Below are 18,467 nucleotides of genomic sequence, written 5' to 3'. Positions count from 1 at the left end.
TGCACATTGCCGACACGCCCCTGACGCTTTTTTCCAAAAAACGACCGGATGTCCACTTATCCGCGCGGTTCCCTGAGCTTCCGCTTCCCGTGGCGCTTGCCCTGTAGTTATGCTACACTATTGATAACTGTTGATGTAGTCAACATTTGACCGGCTAATGTGCAAAGGATCCGCGTGATGCGGTTGTTTTGTGCGGCGCAAAACTAAATGAAAGGTGTTTTACGTATGATCTATAAAGTTCTTTACCAATCGGATAAGGTCCGCGACCCTCGCCGCGAGACCACCGAGACGCTCTATATCGAGGCGGCCAGCGCCGTCGACGCACGCGCGAAAGTTGAAGCCAATACCCCCTACAACATCGAGCTCGTGCAGGAACTATCTGGCAACTTCTTGGATTACGAGAAGCAGGAGCCAACTTTTAAATTGACGGAGTTCCCTGCTAAATGAAACTGAATATCAAATCTAACGAGACAGCCGTTTTTGCAATCGGCGGCCTCGGCGAGATCGGGAAAAACATGTACGGGGTTCAATACCACGACGAGATCATCGTTATCGATGCCGGGATCAAGTTTCCGGAAGATGATCTGTTGGGTATCGATTACGTGATTTCCGACTATTCGTATCTCGTTCAAAACCAAGACAAGATCAAAGCCCTTGTCATCACACACGGACATGAAGACCATATCGGCGGGATCCCCTACTTTTTGAAGCAGGTCCCAAACGTACCGGTCTATGCCCCACCGCTGGCCGCCGCGCTCATTCGCGGAAAGCTGGAGGAACACGGCCTCACCCGCACCACCAAGATGTTTGAGCTCAAAGAAGACAGCGTGCTAAAATTTGGGCCGATCACCGTCGACTTTTTCCGCACGACCCACAGTATTCCAGATACGCTGGGCGTTGCGGTGCACACCCCTCAAGGCGTCATCGTTGAAACTGGGGATTACAAGTTCGACTTGACCCCTGTTGGCGATCAGCCGGCGCCAAACTTGCAGAAAATGGCGAAGCTTGGCGAAGAAGGCGTGCTGCTGTTGATGAGCGACTCGACCAACGCCGAGATTCCGAACTTCACGAAGTCTGAGCGCTTTGTGGGCCACAGCATCCGCCACATTTTCGATGGCATCGAAGGCCGCATTATTTTCGCGACATTCGCCTCTAACATCTCACGGATGGCGCAGGCAATCTCCGCCGCACGCGAACATGGCCGCAAGATCGCCGTGTTCGGGCGGTCCATGGAAACAGCGATGATCAACGGCCGCGAGCTTGGCTACCTCGATGTTACCGACGATGAGCTGATCGACCCGCATGAGCTCAACCACCTGCCGGCCAACGAGGTCATGATCTTGTGTACCGGCTCGCAAGGTGAACCAATGGCGGCCCTGTCGCGTATCGCAAACGGCACCCACCGTCAGATCTCCATTCAACCTGGCGACACTGTCATCTTCTCGTCGAACCCGATTCCCGGCAACACCGTTTCGGTCAACCACGTGATCAACGAGCTGGAAGAAGCCGGCGCCGAAGTCATTCACGGCAAGGTCAACAACGTGCACACTTCTGGTCATGGCGGCCAGGAGGAACAGAAGTTGATGCTCCGCCTGATGAAGCCGAAGTTCTTCATGCCGATTCACGGCGAGTACCGGATGTTGAAAATTCACACCGAGCTTGCGCAAGAGTGCCACGTCCCTGCTGAAAATTGCTTCATCATGGACAACGGCGATGTGCTGGCCCTGACCAAGGACCACGCCCGCCGCGCTGGCCATTTTCCTTCCGGTGATGTCTACATCGACGGCTCCGGCATTGGCGACATCGGCAACGCGGTCATCCGCGATCGCCGGATGTTGTCCGAAGAAGGTCTGGTCGTGGTCGTGGCCACGATCAACATGCAAAAACAGGCAGTACTGGCCGGCCCGGATCTGCTTTCCCGCGGATTCATCTACATGCGTGAAAGCGGCGAGCTGATCAATCAAGCCCAGCGTCGCGTATACCGGACGATCAAAAACACGTTCCAGCAAAACGAAAAAGTCACAGAAGGCATGTTAAAGGATGCGATCACGTCCAATCTACAGGAATTCCTGTTTGATAAGACCGAGCGCCACCCCGTGATCTTGCCGATGCTGATTCTGTTATAACAATCAGCCGCGAAGCGAGTGGACCGCCACTTGCCCAGCGGCTTTTTGAATGCGAAAAAATTGCTTCACACCCTGCTCTGTTATTGTGTTTGCCAGGTTCAGCCGGTATAATCAAGGCTAGTGATTCTGAAAGGGGCATCGAGATGGGCGCGGCGTTTTTCTATATAATTTTCAATCCGGCAGCAAGCTCAGGGATGTCCGTCAATATTTTCAAAAAGGTGCGTGCGCGCCTGGACAATGAGCACATTCCATACGAGATCAAAGTTTCGCGGTACGCAGGCCACGCGGTTCAACTGGCGCGGCAGATCGGGAGTTTTGGCAAACAGGAAAATGCGGTGCTGATGGTCATCGGCGGCGACGGGACGCTCAATCAGGCGATCTGCGGACTGCGGAAGACAAGGCAAAAAGACATGCCGGTCGCCTATATTCCGGCGGGTTCCGGGAACGATTTTGCCCGCGGTATCAAAATGGCGCAGGACCCGATGAAGGCGCTGGACCAAGTGCTTGCGGCGGACAAACCGCTGCGCCTGGATATTGGGCAATACACGGAAGCGACCCGCGACGAAAGCGGCATTTTCGTCAACAACATCGGCGTTGGCTTTGATGGCTCCGTGATCGCGGCCACGAACCGCAGTCGCTATAAGCGCGTGTTGAACCGGGTGCATCTCGGCTCGCTCTCTTATGTGGCCGGCGTGGTCCGCGTCTTTTTCTCACGGAAACCATTCCCGGTCGCAGTTACTGTCGATGGTCAGCGCACGCTCATCCAGCGCGCGTTTCTCGTCACGACGACCAACCATCCCTATTTTGGCGGCGGCATCAAGATCTTACCCATCGCCACCCCAGATGACGGCAAGCTCGACTTGATCGTTGTTGAGCAGCTGAACATCCCCTACTTCTTCTTTTTGCTGGTGCAAATGCTGCGCAACAAGCACTTCAAGTACAAAGCCGTGCACCACTTCGCCAGCCCGCACATCCACCTCGAGACCACAAGCCTCGAGTTTGGCCAAATGGACGGCGAGGAAATGGGCAGCCGCCCATTTGAACTCGACTTCACCGTCACCCAACAAAACTTCTGGATAAAAAGAGAAATGGACAAATAAGGGTGCGGAGGTGCGCGAATATGGTCGAGCAGGTAGGCTAGCCCGGCGCTTGATGGCGCTCTTAGCCATCGAGTGCTGGGCGTACCTAGCTGTCTCGACCATGCGCACCGAAGCCCGACTATGAAAGGGTGCGGAGCCGAGCGTTCAGGGGCGAGCAGCTAGTTTGGCCCAGGCGCTTGGGGTGGATCTTAGCCCCGAGTGACTGGGTCAACTAGATGCCTCGCCCCTGCTCGGCGGAGCCCAACTATGTAAGGGTGCGGAGGTGCGCGCTTATGGTGGGGCAGCTAACTTGGCTCGCGTGCTTGATGGCGCTCTTAGCCATCGAGTGCACGAGACAGTTAGATGTCCCCACCATGCGCACCGGAGCCCGACTATGTAAGGGTGCGAAGCGCGGCGTCCAGGTCTGAGCAGCTAACAGGGTCTGGTGCTTGGGGCCGCCCTTAGCCCCGAGTGCCGGACCCAGTTAGCTGCCTCAGACCTGCTCGGCGGAGCCCAACTATGTAAGGGTGCGGCGCCGAGCGTTCAGGGGGCAAGCAGCTAGTGCGACGACTCCTTCTTTTCTCCAAACTTCCAAAGAACGTAAAAAAAGCCGGCTCCCGCGATTTCAATACTCGCAGGGGCCGGCTATTTCAATGGCACAAACCGTGTTTCTTCTATTATCTAGCCGCAACTCAGAAGTAATCCGAGAAGTAAGGCTCATCCATTGGAATGACGTTCTCAAGAATCTTCAACGCCTTCTTCGACGCGGTCAAGCGCTCGATCGTGGCTAAGTAGGACGGCCGCCGGTAACTCATCAGCATGGTCGTCAGCGTTTGAATATCTAGCTCGACCGCCTCGCCGACCGGCCGCCGCGTGACATGCGGACTGCCGTCGGGATTCCAGTAAAGGCCAAAGATGCCGTTGTTCCATTCCGCCAGCGGATCGGACACGATGAAATGCACGGGCTCGCCGGGCTCCGCAAATGGATAGCGTTTCAGGAACTCGGCGACATCCACGATACGCGCCATATAATACGGGTGAATCGTCTGGTAAATATCACCATCCTCAAGCAGAAAATGAAGCGGCTCATTTTTATAAATATTGCCTTTGACATGCTCGACCATGGAAAAATGAGCCGCAATAAAATTCCACAATCCCAGCCGGGCTTCCTGCGTGATGTACACCATTTCCTTGACGTGAAAGACCTCATCGGCGATCCAGTACAGCACAAAGCCTTGGGGCACATCGTTTGCATCGTAATAGACGCCCGCGGTGCGCTCCTCTTCATTTTCCCAGCGCCAGTATTCGTCCCAGTTGAGCTGGTTGCGAATCATCGCGCCATGGGTGTGGACGGCAAAGCGGTCATAGATTTCGATCACATCCGCATCATCGGAATCGAGGCGCTCGACATGGCCGGGCACTTCGATTGCCTTGGGCAGCTGGGTGTCTTTGACATCGAAGGTCAGATGATCGGACATGATCTCCCAACCTTTTTTCCGGTAAAACGGGATGCTGTATGGATAAAGATACGAGATCCACTGGTGATGTTCCCGCATGTGATCCAGTCCCAGCTTGACGAGGTCGTGCATCAGGCCATTGCCGGCGTACTCGGGATACGTTCCAACGCCGGTCAGCCCAGCCATATCAAAAACGGTGCCGTGAATATTCACGCGACACGGGTAGATCGCCAGCTGCGAGATCAATTCATCGCCATGAAACCAGCCGATTACATCAGATTTTTCAAGAACTGGGCGCTTGGCGCGTTCCAGTTCGCCATCTTCGTAGCCGCTTTCCTCAACTTCTTTGGCGGTCACTTGAAAAACATACGCGAGCAGGTCGTTGAACTGCTCAAGATCATCCGTCGTCACCCGTCTGATCTCAAGGTCATCGCGGATATTGGACATGTTATGACTCACTTTCCTTTTCTGGGCGAATGCCCTGCATGCCGATCATCGGATCGATCGATTGCGCGCGCACCAAGTCCGGCGTCAGGCGCCAATCGGTCGGCATCCCCTCATCCTCGACTGGGGCGGGTTCTGAATCCGCGACTGGCGCAGGATCTGTCGCTCCGGCAGTTGCGGGCCCTGCAGCATCGGGTCCCGCAATCGTCGCCTCATCATGAGGACGCGCTGAATCTGCGCTTGGGGCCGCTCCTGATTTTGCCACCGGTTCGTCATGCGTTTCTTCTTTATTATCCGGAGCTGGTTTGGCCTTGTCAACCGCGACCCGCCCTGGCATGGTCTCCTGAAGTCGGGCAATGAGACTGGTATGGCGATTATCGGCCACTTCCTGGACCGCCAATTCAAACGCGCGCGGGTCGCCCATCAGAATCAAAAAGTTGCGGGCGCGCGTCACCGCGGTATACAACAGGTTTCGCCGCAACATTCGCCGACTCTGCAGGGTCAGCGGCAAGACGACCACATCAAATTCGCTCCCTTGGGCTTTATGAATCGACGTCGCATAAGCCAGCGTGATCTTCGTCCAGTCACTGCGTTTATATTGTAATTCGTTGCCGTCAAAATCAATGGTCAGCTCATCGGTCTTGCTATCAGTATATTTTCCTTCCATGATGCCTTGAATGATCCCAATCTCGCCATTGAAGACATTATTTTCCGGATCATTGACCAGCTGGAGCACTTTGTCGCCAATGCGATAGCGGACGTTGCCGAAAACAACTTCCTTGGCCCGGGCATCACGCAGCGGATTCAAAATTTCCTGAATCATCGGGTTCAGTTCATCGATGCCGGCCACGCCGCGGTACATCGGCGCCAGTACCTGAATGCCCGTGTGATCGAATTTTCCCCCGGCCTTCGCGACAACTTGGCCGACCGCTTTAGGCAGTTGGTTCGGCGGACACAAAATGAAACTACGATCGGCGGCAGGCCGCTGCCAATCCGCTGGCAGCTTGCCCTCATTGATCGCATGGGCGAACGTAATGATCGAGCTCGTCGCATCCTGGCGGTGAATGTGGGTCAGTTCCATCGCGGGCAAAACGCCGGCACGAAGCAGATCCGCAAAAACCTGGCCTGGTCCGACGCTTGGCAGCTGATCCTTATCCCCCACCAAGATCAATTTGATGCCGGGATGAATCGCGGCCAAAAGCGTGCGGAAAAGATAGGTATCGACCATCGACATTTCATCGATGATCAACAGGCCATCCGGCAGGTCCTTGGGTTCATATTGCGTGCTGTCTACTGCCAGTCCCAGCAGGCGGTGAATGGTGCCGGCTGGCAAATTCGTGGTCTCGGCGATGCGCTTGGCGGCGCGGCCAGTCGGTGCCGCCAACATGATTGGGAACGTCTCGTCCTGGTAGCTGTTCACATCAAGGCTCAAGTCATTGAGCGCGGCATAGGTGTGGACAATGCCGTTGATGACCGTGGTCTTACCTGTCCCGGGTCCCCCGGTGAGCAGAAAAACAGGCGCGGCCATCGCGCTTTTGATCGCCGTTTCCTGCGACTCATCATAAGTGACCCCGCTGGCTTTGGCGGCGGCGCGCAACGCTTTTTTCAAGCTGGCGGCCTTGACCTTCTTGGTGTCGCCTTCGGTCATCTGGCGCAGCCGCGTCGCGATCTCCCATTCCGCGTCGAACAAGCGCTTGGGATAGACCTTGTCGCCATCTGCCACGACCTTGTTGGCATTGGCGAGGGCCAACACCGCATCGGCCACGGCTTTGGGCGCGATCTCGACGTTACGCGCACTTTCAAGCAGCCCGATACTTTGATCCAGCAGTGGTTTGAGCGCCACATACGTATCCCCTTCGCCATCGGTCAAGCTGGACAGCGTGTCGAAAACAGCGCCTTGCAGCCGGGTCGGGTCGTCGGGCGCAATATCCAGGCGCGCCGCAATGGCATCCGCGCGCTTGAAGCCGATGCCTTCGATGTCGGCGATCAGCTGGTACGGATTTTCCTTGATTACTTCCAGCGCGTCGGTGTCATAGGTCTGATAGATCTTCGCGGCCATGTTTGAGGTGAAGCCAAAATCATTCAGGCCAATGATCACCTGCTCCATTCCCAGATTGGCCTGAAGCGTATCGATCAGCGTTTTGCGCCGGTCCGCCTTGGGCACCAGTGGCACGAGGACAGCTGGGTCCTTCATGATCTGATCGATCGCGGTGACACCGAGCGCCTCGACAATGCGCTCGGCCGTTTTGGTACCGATGCCCGGAAATTTATCCGAACTCAAATAATTGACCAGCCCCTGTTTGCTGGTCGGGCGGTCGGCGTGATAATTGTCCGCGGCAAATTGCGGCCCGTATTTCGGGTGATTGACAAGCTTGCCCGTGAACGTGTAGGCCTCGTCTTCTTTGATGTCGCCAAACGAGCCGGTGACCACGATGGTCGGTTCCGCCCAGGTGAAACTCGCGGTGCCGACTGCGACTTCCATGATCTTAAAGAAGTTCGCCGCATTTTCAAAGTAAATACTCTTGACCCGGCCAGACAACGTCGCCTCGTCCTCAGTCATCGCTGTCTCCCTGCGCCTTTAAAAATCCTGCGATATCGCGGACATGCCCGGCGTCTTGATCATAGCCGGCCGGATCCAGTTGTTTCGCCTCATCGAGCCACTGACTGCCATCCATGCCTTGCGCCGCCTGACTCATCCCATAGGTGAACAAGACGCGGGCATTTTTTCGAGCCAAAAGCGGCGCCAGCACCTCATCCGCCTGGGTGAAGGCACCGACTGCCAGCATCAACTGCGCGCACAACAGCGCGGCATCGACCTTGTGCGGCGCGGCCTCATGGGCGGTGAGCGCAAACGCCAGTGCCTTGGCCGGCTGCCCCGCGCGCTGATAGGCCAGCGCCGTCATGTATTGCGCGTCTTCGCCAAGCGTCCCCTTCGCGCCGGTGACCTGTTGAAAATAGGAAAGCGCCAGCTGGTCATTGCCCTGCGTGTATGCGAGCACGCCAAAATCGTACAGAAGCTCCGGGTCGTTTGGAAAAAGCCCCAGCGCTTGGACCAGCAATTCCCGCGCCTCATCATCGGCGGAGATGCTGATCAACATCATCGCCAGCGTCGCATAATTTTTTGGGTCATGCGGGTGGTCATCGATTGCCTGGACCGCGCGATGAATCGCCTCATCGTGGTCCCCGCGTTGAAATTGTTTGACGAGATCGTTGGTCATCTCGCGCCTCCTAGATCGTGTCTGTCGCTTCAAGCGGCTTGGTCAAAAATTCGGTGTCGTTCCATTTAAGTAACGTGAATGGCAAATTCGGGCCATGTGCCTCCAAAATGGTGACACTGCTGTTGGTCAACCCGCCGTCCTTGCGCATGTCCTTGATCGGCGTGCCAAGCAGACTTTGAATAAGGGCCACAAGCGCGGCGCCATGGCTGACAAATAAAAGATTCGCAGTGCCGGTCGCATCTGCCCGGACCGCATCTAAGACGACCGGCTGCATCCGCTTGATCAAGGCCTCAAAGGATTCGCCTGCCACCTCTTCGGCGTGATACTCGCCCGGCGCGTGACGAAACGCGTGCAAGGCATCCGGATACTTTTCGGCGACCTCGGTGAATTTGAGGCCTTCCATTTTGCCCAGATCAAACTCCCGCATGCCCACCGTGACGGTCACGGGAATGGGCTGTTCGAGATCTTTGAGCAGCACATCGGCCGTCGTTTTCGCCCGCGGCAAGGGACTGACATAGGCATGCGCAAACGGCACGTTTTTCAAATACTGGGCGAGCTGATGAATCTGATCATAGCTCTCGGGCAACAGCGGACTGTCCCCATTTACCCCTTGATAGCGGCCCTCCATATTCCATTGGGTCTTTCCGTGGCGCACAAAATATAACCGAGTCAAAGCATGTCCTCCCGCGGCCGCACTGCGGCTGTATATCTTCCTATTATGGTGAAACAACGGCGGGATTTCAAGGCGCGGCCGGGGATCGGTCGTCAACGAATTGGCTACCAAGGTTGCGTTTCACTCGCTTTGGCGCTCAGGTCGGTTCCTTTCTTGTTGACAAAAACAACTTGCCGGCGCGGCGTGCTACGATAGCGACAGGAAGTGATGACATGGGACTATTCTTATTGATCGCGATCGGCGGTGGGGCACTGACCGCAGGCGCCGGCTGGCTGGCCGTCCGCCGCGACAGCCAGTGGTTCGGAGCGCTGACAGGCTACCTCGCTTTTTGCACGCTGATCAACGCCTCGATTGCCGGACTCGATGTGAAAATGCTGCCAGGGGCGCTGGCCATCAGTGGCTTGGCTGGTGTGTTGTTTTTTGCCTGGTTAGGCGTCAGGGTGCTATGGCAGAGGCGAAAATGAGTAGGGTGTGAAGGTGCGCGGAGATGGTCGAGCAGGTAGGCTAGCCTGGCGCTTGGGGCCGTCCTTAGCCCCGAGTGCTAGGCGTACCTAGCTGTCTCAACCATGCGCACCGTAACCCGACTGACGGTGTGAAACGGCGCGGTTAAGGTCGCCCACCGCGCAAAAAAAGAGGTCAGACATTTTTTCGTCCAACCTCTTTTTGTTTGCTCGCTCAGACCAAATCAGACGTACTGCAGCACGCGCGCGTCGTTGTAAGCCACATCGATGGTGCCCCCACCGAGGCACTCCTCGCCATCGTACAGGACAACGGCCTGACCCGGCGTGATCGCCCGGACCGGCTCATCGAACTCGATGGTGGCCTGATCGCCATCCAGATGAACGGTGACGCCGGTGTCTTTTTGCCGATACCGGAACTTGGCCGTGCAGTGAAAATCCTGCGCCGGCGCCGCGCCGGTGAAGAAATTCATGCCGGACGCATCAAGGCTGGTCGCCATCAGCGCGGGGTTATTGTAACCCTGGCCGACATACAGCACATTGGCCTCGAGATCCTTGCCGATGACAAACCACGGCTCAGAATTTTCCGAATTACCGCCAATACCGAGGCCGGAGCGCTGGCCGATGGTGTAATACATCAGGCCATCATGCGTGCCCTTTTCCTCGCCGTCCACCGTCATCATCTTGCCAGGCTGAGCCGGCAGATAGGTCGACAGGAACTGCTTGAAGTTGCGCTCGCCGATAAAGCAGATGCCCGTGCTGTCCTTTTTGTGCGCGGTGGCCAGGCCGTACTGCTCAGCCAAGGCGCGAACGGCAGGCTTTTGCATGCCGCCGATCGGGAACATCGACTTGGCGAGCTGGGCCTGAGACAGCTGACTGAGAAAATAGGTCTGATCCTTGTTGGCATCGGCGCCGCGCAACATGTGGCGCACTCCATTTTCGTCGGTGGTCAGCTGCGCATAGTGCCCCATTGCGATATAGTCGGCATCAAGCTCCTCGGCATAATCCAAGAACGCCTTGAACTTGATCTCCTTGTTGCACATCACATCAGGGTTCGGTGTGCGTCCAGCCTTGTACTCAGCCAAGAAATACTGGAAAACGCGGTCCCAGTATTCCTTTTCAAAATTGATCGCGTAATACGGAATGCCGATCTCGGCTGCAACTTTCGCCACGTCCTCGTAATCGGTGGTCGCCGTACAGACGCCATTTTCATCGGTGTCGTCCCAGTTCTTCATGAAAACACCGACAACATCGTACCCTTGTTGCTTGAGCAGAAGCGCGGTCACCGAGGAATCGACGCCGCCCGACATGCCCACGACAACGCGGGTCTTGGAATTGTCCAAAACTATCACCATCATTTCGTGTAGAATCTGAAAATATTCGATTTGAAGGTCGAAATTCCAGTACGACTCATTATACCAGTGCGGGCCAAAATCACAATGCTTGGCAAAAGTAAGCGCCAATCCTTTTCTTCCTGAATCCTAAAAAACACTGTAAACGCCCGGGTGGGCTCCGGCCGAAAATTGGCTGGAACGCTCCCAAGTGACTTTAAGCCCGCAAAGAACGCGGTCTTAAAGCTCACTTTCGGTGTAAGCGGCACAGCCGCTTACACCGACGAGGGGGCTGAGCCATTTTCAGCCGGAGCCCACCCTCACATCCCACTCTGTTTATGGTGCTGTAGAAGAGCCTACCGACTATTCAGTATCATTTGGATTTCTCAACACTTGTATTGAATCGTGCCTGGTAGATAAAAGCCCATTGCTGAGTGAGTCTTACCAAATTCGTCATTGCCCCTTCTTTCCCGGCTCTACCAAGTGGCTTCAACATCCGAATTGTCTTTTTATGTCGCTTATCTCTCTCCTGAGTTCTAGCCATGTCTGCCCTTCCCCCAACCCCCGCGAATCAAAATAGCGACCCGCCTCCATTTGCCGCAGAGGTGGGTCGCTTGCATGTTGATCAGTGTTGGGTCTTGTTGCCTGGTTGTTGCGGAAGGGCGTTCAGGGTCGCCATGTCTGCGTCGCTGATCTCGAAGTCCAGGTTGGTGTTGGCTTCGATGTGAGCGGTGCTGGAGGCTTTTGGCAGTGGCAGGGTGCCGTTTTGCAGGCAGAAGCGCAGGGCCAGTTGGGCGACGGAGACGTTGTTTTTATCCGCGATGCGCGTGATGGTCGGGTCGTCGAGCAGGCCGCCTGTGGCTAGCGGTGAGTAGGCCTCGACCAGCATCCCCGCTTTTTCTGCGGCAGCGGTGTTCTTCGGCTGGGTGAAGCCCGCGAAGTAACGAATCTGATCGACGGCCGGCACAACATCGGTATTGGCGATCAGATTGGCGATGTCGTGATCGTTGAAGTTGGAGATGCCGATCGCGCGGATCTTGCCGGCCTTGTACAGCTTGACCATTTCTGCCCACACGGCGATGTTGTCCTTGTCGTGATTATCGCCAATGCGGTTCCATGGCCACGGCGCATGGATCAGCCACAGGTCGAGATAATCGACACCCAGGTTTTGGATGGTCTGGTTAAAATAGCCTTCGACCTTCTTGGCGTCTTTGACCTCAGCCGGCAGCTTGGAGGTGATGAACACATCCTTGCGCGCTAGGCCGCTGTCCTTGATCGCCGCACCAACGCTTTCCTCATTGCCGTATGCAAACGCGGTGTCGATGTGGCGATAGCCGGCACGCAGCGCATCCGCCACGGCGTCATACGCTTTTTGGCCGTTTGGAATCTGCCAGGTCCCAAAGCCGACCTTTGGAATCTCAACGCCATTATTCAAGGTGTAAGTCTCTGTCAAAATAGTCATCAAATTCGCTCCTTTCGTTAAGTCCTCTTTATGATACCGTTTTCGCCAAAAAGATGATAGCAGGGCTGCTTATTCTGGTCGTTTTTCCCGCGGGTAGCTGGGACCTTGTTTACCTGGCGCCACGACGTCTGTCATACGCTCGGGTGGCCGCGCCGCCCCGCCCGTCTGCTTTCCCAGCCCATACAAAATACCCCGCCGCGGCCGCATTTCGGCGCCACAACGAGGCATCATTCTGATCTATTTTTTCAACTCAAAGACACCGCGATCGATCAGGTTGTCCATGAGGTACTCGTATTGCTCGACGTTGTCTTTCGTCGCGTCGTGTTTGAAAATGTCGACAGCCTTCATGCCATTGCCTGTGGTCGCGGAGATCTGGAACTTGTCGAGATCCTTGCTGACGGTGATCTTGAGCTTGTTGGCGGCGGTGTAAGGCGAATTTGGATCCAGCGAACGCTCGAGCTGGAAGTTGCCGTTATTCGTCTTGATGAAGCCAACATCCATCAAGGTGTAGCGTTTGATCTGTGGGCTGATCTGATAGGTGTTCTGATCACCCAACGCGGCCCCTGTTGTGCTTAATGCCATATGAGACACCCCTTACCTGCGACGCTGCCGCAATTGTTTACCTTTTCATTGTACCATGACGACTGGTCAGCCGGCATGTTTGGCGAGCAAGCGGGTCGAGATTTTTGCGATCGCGGTGGCCAGCTTGGAAATATCCAAGGCCGTGGTGTCCTTGCCAAACGAAATGCGCAGCGACTCGCCAATGCGCGGGCTCTCCTTGCCGAACATCGCGGTCAACACGTGCGACGGCTCGAGGCTGCCGGCGGTGCAGGCGGACCCGCCAGAAACGGCAAAGCCGGCGAGGTCGAGGTTCGTCTGCATGGCATAGGTCGAGCAGCCCGGCAGCCAAATGTTGAAGACGTGATTCAAGTTGTCCAGTGCGACCTGGCCATTGACTTTGAAATCGACCCCACTGATGGCCAGATCCTGCATCAACTGCTGTTTGAGGCCATAATATTTGGCCTGCCGATCCGCTTTTTCCTGCGGGGTGATCAACTTGACGGCCGCCGCAAACCCGGCGATCGCGGGAATATTTTCCGTGCCGGCGCGCCGCTTCATTTCCTGTTCCCCGCCTTTCAAAAATGGTGGGAAGTTGAGGCCCTCTCGCCGGTATAAAAAGCCGATTCCTTTAGGCCCATTCAGCTTGTGCGCCGAAACGGACAAGAGGTCGATACCCAGCGCGTGGACGTCGAATTCGAGCAATCCATACGCCTGGGTCGCGTCGACATGGAGCCAGGCTTGGTGGTCGGCCAAGCGTTCGGCGATCGCCGCGATCGGCATGACCGAGCCGACTTCATTGTTGCCCATCATGATTGTGACAAGAATCGTTTGATCATCCAGCGCCGCGTCGAAATCGGCGAGGCTGATCACGCCATTTTCATCGACCGGCAGATAGGTGACGGTGAAGCCCTCTTGTTCAAGGGCCGCCAGCGGTTTGAGCACGCTGGGATGTTCGATGGCGGTGGTGATGATGTGCTTGCCAAGCGCCGCCCGGGCGTGTGCCGTCTGGGTGATCGCGGTGTTGTTGGCCTCCGTTGCCCCTGAGGTGAAAACAATTTCGGTTGGCTTGGCATGAATACTGTTTGCCATCACTTGGTGGGCGTCGTCCAAGACCGTATGCGCTTGCCGGCCAAACCAGTGGGTCGAGCTCGCATTGCCAAAATCTTCGGCCATCTGCGTGGTCATGGCGTCAATGACAGGCTTGGCCATCGGGGTGGTGGCGGCGTTGTCGAGATAAATGTGTTCCAAAAATGCCACTTCCTTAGTTGATTTGGGCTTCGGTGCGCATGGTGGGGACATCTAAATGTCTCGTGCACTCGGTGGCTAAGTGCGCCACAAAGCACCCGAGCCAAGTTAGCTGCCCCACCATCCCGCGCACCTCTGCACCCTTACAGTTGGGCTCCGCGCGGCAGGTCTGAGACATCTAGTTGACCCCGTCACTCGGGGCTAAGACCAGCCCCAAGCGTCTGGGCCAAACTAGCTGCTCAGACCTAAACGCCGCGCTCCGCACCCTTAGTGTTGCTTGAGATACGCCAGCAGCATTTGGGCGCTTTGCTTGCCGGCATCGATGATAAAATCGTCAAAATTGACAGAGGCGCTTTCGTCGCCGACATCACTCATCGCGCGAATGATGACAAACGGCACGCCGAATTGATGCGCCACTTGCCCGATCGCGGCGCCTTCCATTTCACTGGCCAAGGCGTCTGGGTAGATCGCCAAGATCTTTGCAATGGCGTCCTTGCTGGCAATGAACTGATCGCCCGAAACGATCAGGCCAACATGGGTCGTCAGTGCGACGTCTCGCGCGGCCTCGACGATCGCCGAAACGGCTGCAGCATCTGCCTCGAATTTTTGCGGCTGCTGGGGCAGCTGGCCTGGCAGATAGCCAAAAGCCGTGGCGTCGACGTCGTGGTACGCGACTGCCTCGGAGATCACGACATCGCCGATTGCAAGACCTTCGCCGATTCCGCCGGCGCTACCTGTGTTGATCAGGAGGTCTGGTTTGAACACTTCCAGCAACACGGCTGCGGTGAGCGCGGCTTGCACTTTGCCGATACCCGATTCGACCAGGGCGACCTCGTGTCCGGCCAGCCGTCCAGAATAAAAGCGCTGACCGGCCACCAGCGTTTCCTGCCGGTCGGTCAGCTGGTTGACCAGCGTGCGGATCTCTTCTTCCATGGCGCAGATAATACCGAGTTTCATGAGTTGACTTCCTTCTATTATAAGATGAGCATGACGGCATACGTGATGATGATCAGGACCACCACGATGCCGATCGCCCAGTTCAGTTTTTTCTTGAGTGCGTTGACCTTATGAAAACTTGGGTCCAGGCGCTGGTCGCCGGCACCCGCAAGCACCGTTTCACGTTCGGCCTCGCGCTGTTGCTTGGCATAGTCGCGTTCGACCTCCTGCCGTTTTTCATCGCGCGCGGCAGCTTGGCGTTGCGCGTTTTTTTGCTGCTGGCGGTACTCTTTGCGCGTCAATTCAGCCATGCGCGTGCCCTGCTTTCTGTTCCAATTCCCACAGGGCGAGCCCCAGGGTCGATTTGGCGTCACACAGCCGCCCGTCTTGTTGGGCCGCTTGCGCCTGCGCCAACGTCAACCACTGCACCTGCACGAATTCGCCGGGATCCATCGCGCGTTTGCGCAAGGCCGGCGTCAGGCCCGTTGCGAGAAACAACGTGGTCTTGGCATCGGAGAAACCCGCGCTTTGAAAAAAGCTGGTGAGCGGCCGCCAAGTGCCAGCCTCAAGCCCCGCCTCTTCGTTCAGCTCGCGTTTCGCGGCATCCAGCGGGGTTTCTTTTGGCTCGATCTTACCCGCCACGAGCTCCAGTGTCTCGCGGTTCAGCGGGGTGCGCCATTGCCGCACAAACAGGGCCTTGTCGCCATTAAGCGCCAAGATCGCCGCCGCGCCAGTGGTTCGCACAATTTCGCGCGTCGCCGTCGTGCCGTCTTGAAGCAACACGGTGGCCTGACTCAACGTGAGAATCTGGCCCCGGTACAACGTTTTTTCCGAACGAATGACTTCTTTTGCCATGCTGCCACGTTCCTTTCCTTCCTATCATACCAATGCGCGGCGTTTTCGCAAATCCGCTAATAAATTCTTAATGAAACTCAATCTAGAGGCGGAGCCAGACCCCCATTTTATATGCTAAAATTGAGTCACAACAACCTAGGAAGTGAACGGAATGAAAAGCGGACAAAAACAGATCCGGTGGTGGCGTGTGGGCGTGTGGGCGCTGGCCGGCCTCGCGCTTGGGGCCCTCTCCGGCCGCCTGTGGTTGGCAATTTTCACCCTGCTCGTATTCGGCGGGGCCAGGTTGATCGGCGAATTGTCGCGGCCTAAACCGCAGCCGACCGAGCCCGAGACCCCGCCGCTGTCAGATCAAATGGCCAAGCATTATGAGCAATCAGGGCTGGCCGGCAACGACGTCAAGGTTTTTCGTGACACGATGGACACCGCCAGCGATCAAATTCAGGCTTTTGAAGCGGTCACCCAGCGCGTGCCGAAGTTGCGGGCGATTGCGACCAATGCCGATCTGAGCACCATTTTGCATGCGTATTTCAAGGCGATCGTGGCCAATCCCAAGAAACTGAGCGCGGCCGGCCATTTCATTTACGAAATGTTGCCGAACTTGCTGAGCATCGCGCAAAAATACGAGACAATCAGCCATCACGAGGTCAAAACGGATGACACATTTGCCGTCCTGACCACTGCGGGCAACACCATCAGTGATCTGGCCGGGAAAATTCGCATCGACTATGCGAATTTTGTGGAGACCGATCTCGATGACCTCGAAGCCGATATCGATCTCGCCAAGAAGCAAGCCGCTGAAATTCCGGAAAGCACCCAGCCCCTCAATCGTCGTGTCAATCTCACCGATCCGATCAAAGAAGAAATGGAGCATCCACATGACTGAAGAAAATAAACAACCTGTTGAACCGCTGCAGCCAGCTGCCGAGCAAAACACCTCGAGCCAGACCCAGACCGTCGAGCAATCCCAACTGGTCAATGACTTATTGCGCCAGCCGTTTGCCAACACGCAACCGCTGACCACCGCCACCGCCCAGGAGCCTGCCCAGCAAGACGGCCGACCGCGCCTGACCCCTGAACAGGAAGCACAGGCTAAGGACCTCGCCAGCCAGATCGACGTGCGAAATACTGACTCGGTCCTGAACTATGGCGCAAGCGCGCAAAAGCAACTGGGTCAATTTTCCCAGACCATGCTGGATCAGGTGCAAAGCCAGGACACTGGTGCGGTCGGCGACGCCCTCACCTCCTTGATGGCGCGTCTCAACGAAGCCAACCCGGACGAATTGCGGGCCGAAGACAACAATATTTTCAAAAAGATCTTCGGCAAGGTCCGCCGCTCGATCTTCGAGATCACCGCGAAGTATCAAAAGATCGGCGCGCAGATCGACGGCATCGCCAACCGCCTCGACAAAGAGCAAAAAGGCCTGCTGACGGACAATAAGATGCTGGACGAATTATACGCCCAGAACAAGGCGTATTTTGACGCCCTGAACATTTACATCGGCGCCGCGAAGATGAAGCTCGACGAACTGGAAACGACCACCATTCCGGCCGCGATGAAAGAGGCGCAGGACTCCGGCGACCAGATGAAGGTCCAGGAAGTCAACGACCTCAAGGAATTCCAGTCTCGCCTTGAAAAGCGGACCTATGACCTTGAGCTCGCCCGTCAGATCACCTTGCAGCAAGCCCCACAGATCCGCCTGATTCAAAACACCAACCAGGCGCTGGCGGAAAAGATCCAGGCCAGCATCAACACCGCGATTCCGCTGTGGAAAAATCAGGTCGCCATCGCCCTCACCTTGCTGCGGCAAAAGGATGCGGTCACGGCCCAGCGCGAAGTGTCCGAGACCACCAACGACCTGCTGAAGAAAAACAGCGCGATGCTGAAGATCTCCGCAGTCGAAACGGCGAAGGAAAACGAACGTGGCGTTGTCGACATCGAGACCTTAACCCAGACGCAAAACGACTTGGTCGACACCCTGAAGCAGACCCTGCAGATTCAACAAGACGGCCGGGTCAAGCGCCAAGCCGCCGAACAGGAACTCACCAAGATGGAAAACGACCTCAAGAATCACCTGCTGGACTATACTTCTGGCAAAATGGGCGGCACGACCCCGCAATAAAGCGGGCGGCAACCAGTTCAGCAAGATCCGTAAGAGGCGCGATGGCGAAAGCTGTGGCGCCTCTTTTTTTGCGAGTTTTCGACCCACAGGAAAGTTATTTAAAATAAATATATCCGACGCTGACAAGACATCGACACGAACGCCTTTTCCACGCGGTTCTAAGCATTTTACTTGTCGTCAAATAAAGTTGACAAAAGCGTTTTCTGGGTGCTATATTAATTGACAGCAGAAGGGGCTTCTGGTGTGGCCACACGGAACGATCTCCCCCGAGGCAGGCGGACCCAGTGCGGGGGATACCGTACGCAAACCTAGAGTGGCTGCTATGAAGGGCATCCGAGTCAGTGGTGTCATAAATTAGGCGAGTGGGTGTTTCACAGATCCATCGTTCTACCAGTATTACCAGCGCTACGGTTCCTCAGTAGCCTCGTTGTCCGGCAGTAAGCATCGAGCCTTGATCACGCTGTCGCCGTTGAAATCTGATCGCGCCAAGCCCCACAAGCAA

Annotated in this window: 17 protein-coding genes; 6 read left to right on the top strand and 11 right to left on the bottom strand. The window is 56.2% G+C overall.

Translation table 11 applies throughout. The features are described 5' to 3' along the window. Positions 1-225 precede the first annotated feature (225 nt). The 3 genes from JUE67_RS10565 (at position 226) to JUE67_RS10555 (ending at position 3,226) form a co-directional block, all read left to right on the top strand. Positions 226-447, top strand: a complete 222-nt coding sequence (locus JUE67_RS10565; protein ID WP_203627808.1) for a DNA-dependent RNA polymerase subunit epsilon — start codon at positions 226-228, stop codon at positions 445-447. After that, positions 444-2,126, top strand: coding sequence for a ribonuclease J1 (gene rnjA / locus JUE67_RS10560; protein ID WP_203627810.1), 1,683 nt, complete (start codon positions 444-446; stop codon positions 2,124-2,126). The genes JUE67_RS10565 and rnjA overlap by 4 nt, the downstream gene beginning before the upstream one ends. Before the next feature lie 143 nt (positions 2,127-2,269). Then, entirely contained in the window at positions 2,270-3,226 is a 957-nt protein-coding gene (locus JUE67_RS10555; protein WP_203627812.1) for a diacylglycerol/lipid kinase family protein, read from the top strand. A gap of 671 nt (positions 3,227-3,897) precedes the next feature. On the opposite strand, the gene JUE67_RS10550 is transcribed toward JUE67_RS10555, so the two are convergent. The 4 genes from JUE67_RS10550 to JUE67_RS10535 are packed head-to-tail and all read right to left on the bottom strand — an operon-like array spanning position 3,898 to position 8,997. Then, a complete protein-coding gene (locus JUE67_RS10550) occupies positions 3,898-5,109 on the bottom strand; it encodes a GNAT family N-acetyltransferase (RefSeq protein WP_125696228.1) in 1,212 nt (403 codons plus the stop codon). Position 5,110: 1 nt separating this feature from the next. After that, positions 5,111-7,666 carry an SF1B family DNA helicase RecD2 gene (gene recD2, locus JUE67_RS10545; RefSeq protein ID WP_203627814.1) on the bottom strand — a complete coding sequence of 852 codons (2,556 nt, stop codon included), beginning with the start codon at positions 7,664-7,666 and terminating at the stop codon, positions 5,111-5,113. Further along, positions 7,659-8,324 (bottom strand): tetratricopeptide repeat protein, encoded by a 666-nt coding sequence (locus JUE67_RS10540; protein WP_203627816.1) that lies wholly within the window; start codon positions 8,322-8,324, stop codon positions 7,659-7,661. Before JUE67_RS10540 ends, recD2 begins: the two co-directional genes overlap by 8 nt. A gap of 10 nt (positions 8,325-8,334) precedes the next feature. Further along, the gene (locus JUE67_RS10535; protein ID WP_203627818.1) at positions 8,335-8,997 is read right to left on the bottom strand and encodes a histidine phosphatase family protein; all 663 of its coding nucleotides are present in this window, start codon (positions 8,995-8,997) and stop codon (positions 8,335-8,337) included. A gap of 212 nt (positions 8,998-9,209) precedes the next feature. Between JUE67_RS10535 and JUE67_RS10530 the strand changes: the two genes are divergently transcribed. Further along, positions 9,210-9,461, top strand: coding sequence for a hypothetical protein (locus JUE67_RS10530; RefSeq protein WP_203627820.1), 252 nt, complete (start codon positions 9,210-9,212; stop codon positions 9,459-9,461). 221 nt (positions 9,462-9,682) lie between these two features. Here JUE67_RS10530 and mnmA read toward each other — a convergent pair whose 3' ends face one another. The 7 genes from mnmA to JUE67_RS10495 form a co-directional block, all read right to left on the bottom strand. Next, the gene (gene mnmA, locus JUE67_RS10525) at positions 9,683-10,813 is read right to left on the bottom strand and encodes a tRNA 2-thiouridine(34) synthase MnmA (RefSeq protein ID WP_203627912.1); all 1,131 of its coding nucleotides are present in this window, start codon (positions 10,811-10,813) and stop codon (positions 9,683-9,685) included. 598 nt (positions 10,814-11,411) lie between these two features. Continuing rightward, complete coding sequence (locus tag JUE67_RS10520) at positions 11,412-12,248, bottom strand: aldo/keto reductase (RefSeq protein ID WP_125696234.1); 837 nt, start codon at positions 12,246-12,248, stop codon at positions 11,412-11,414. 237 nt (positions 12,249-12,485) lie between these two features. Then, positions 12,486-12,830 (bottom strand): DUF1831 domain-containing protein, encoded by a 345-nt coding sequence (locus JUE67_RS10515; protein WP_125696235.1) that lies wholly within the window; start codon positions 12,828-12,830, stop codon positions 12,486-12,488. A 66-nt stretch (positions 12,831-12,896) separates the two neighbouring features. Continuing rightward, on the bottom strand, positions 12,897-14,057 hold the full coding sequence (locus JUE67_RS10510; RefSeq protein WP_203627822.1) for a cysteine desulfurase family protein: 1,161 nt from the start codon (positions 14,055-14,057) through the stop codon (positions 12,897-12,899). 264 nt (positions 14,058-14,321) lie between these two features. After that, a complete protein-coding gene (locus JUE67_RS10505) occupies positions 14,322-15,011 on the bottom strand; it encodes a 5'-methylthioadenosine/adenosylhomocysteine nucleosidase (protein WP_203627824.1) in 690 nt (229 codons plus the stop codon). Between the two features lie 17 nt (positions 15,012-15,028). Beyond that, positions 15,029-15,301, bottom strand: coding sequence for a hypothetical protein (locus JUE67_RS10500; protein ID WP_203627826.1), 273 nt, complete (start codon positions 15,299-15,301; stop codon positions 15,029-15,031). Further along, a complete protein-coding gene (locus JUE67_RS10495) occupies positions 15,294-15,845 on the bottom strand; it encodes an NUDIX hydrolase (protein WP_203637150.1) in 552 nt (183 codons plus the stop codon). The genes JUE67_RS10500 and JUE67_RS10495 overlap by 8 nt, the downstream gene beginning before the upstream one ends. 151 nt (positions 15,846-15,996) lie before the next feature. Here JUE67_RS10495 and JUE67_RS10490 point away from each other — a divergent pair, with 151 nt between their 5' ends. Next, the gene (locus JUE67_RS10490) at positions 15,997-16,728 is read left to right on the top strand and encodes a 5-bromo-4-chloroindolyl phosphate hydrolysis family protein (RefSeq protein ID WP_203627830.1); all 732 of its coding nucleotides are present in this window, start codon (positions 15,997-15,999) and stop codon (positions 16,726-16,728) included. After that, positions 16,721-17,965: a toxic anion resistance protein gene (locus JUE67_RS10485; protein ID WP_203627832.1), complete on the top strand. Its 1,245-nt coding sequence runs from the start codon at positions 16,721-16,723 to the stop codon at positions 17,963-17,965. Before JUE67_RS10490 ends, JUE67_RS10485 begins: the two co-directional genes overlap by 8 nt. The last annotated feature ends 502 nt before the right edge of the window (positions 17,966-18,467 follow it).

This window comes from Lacticaseibacillus mingshuiensis (genome assembly GCF_016861785.1).
Classification (GTDB): domain Bacteria; phylum Bacillota; class Bacilli; order Lactobacillales; family Lactobacillaceae; genus Lacticaseibacillus; species Lacticaseibacillus mingshuiensis.
This window is presented reverse-complemented; position numbering and strand designations above follow the sequence as displayed.

Excerpts from the sequence above, each read along its gene's own strand:
- JUE67_RS10565 (WP_203627808.1), top strand. The coding sequence starts at position 226 with ATGATCTATAAAGTTCTTTACCAATCGGATAAGGTCCGCGACCCTCGC.
- recD2 (WP_203627814.1), bottom strand. The coding sequence starts at position 7,666 with ATGACTGAGGACGAGGCGACGTTGTCTGGCCGGGTCAAGAGTATTTAC.
- JUE67_RS10550 (WP_125696228.1), bottom strand. The coding sequence starts at position 5,109 with ATGTCCAATATCCGCGATGACCTTGAGATCAGACGGGTGACGACGGAT.
- JUE67_RS10495 (WP_203637150.1), bottom strand. The coding sequence starts at position 15,845 with ATGGCAAAAGAAGTCATTCGTTCGGAAAAAACGTTGTACCGGGGCCAG.
- JUE67_RS10540 (WP_203627816.1), bottom strand. The coding sequence starts at position 8,324 with ATGACCAACGATCTCGTCAAACAATTTCAACGCGGGGACCACGATGAG.
- JUE67_RS10555 (WP_203627812.1), top strand. The coding sequence starts at position 2,270 with ATGGGCGCGGCGTTTTTCTATATAATTTTCAATCCGGCAGCAAGCTCA.
- mnmA (WP_203627912.1), bottom strand. The coding sequence starts at position 10,813 with ATGATGGTGATAGTTTTGGACAATTCCAAGACCCGCGTTGTCGTGGGC.
- rnjA (WP_203627810.1), top strand. The coding sequence starts at position 444 with ATGAAACTGAATATCAAATCTAACGAGACAGCCGTTTTTGCAATCGGC.
- JUE67_RS10515 (WP_125696235.1), bottom strand. The coding sequence starts at position 12,830 with ATGGCATTAAGCACAACAGGGGCCGCGTTGGGTGATCAGAACACCTAT.
- JUE67_RS10500 (WP_203627826.1), bottom strand. The coding sequence starts at position 15,301 with ATGGCTGAATTGACGCGCAAAGAGTACCGCCAGCAGCAAAAAAACGCG.
- JUE67_RS10520 (WP_125696234.1), bottom strand. The coding sequence starts at position 12,248 with ATGACTATTTTGACAGAGACTTACACCTTGAATAATGGCGTTGAGATT.
- JUE67_RS10485 (WP_203627832.1), top strand. The coding sequence starts at position 16,721 with ATGACTGAAGAAAATAAACAACCTGTTGAACCGCTGCAGCCAGCTGCC.
- JUE67_RS10505 (WP_203627824.1), bottom strand. The coding sequence starts at position 15,011 with ATGAAACTCGGTATTATCTGCGCCATGGAAGAAGAGATCCGCACGCTG.
- JUE67_RS10490 (WP_203627830.1), top strand. The coding sequence starts at position 15,997 with ATGAAAAGCGGACAAAAACAGATCCGGTGGTGGCGTGTGGGCGTGTGG.
- JUE67_RS10530 (WP_203627820.1), top strand. The coding sequence starts at position 9,210 with ATGGGACTATTCTTATTGATCGCGATCGGCGGTGGGGCACTGACCGCA.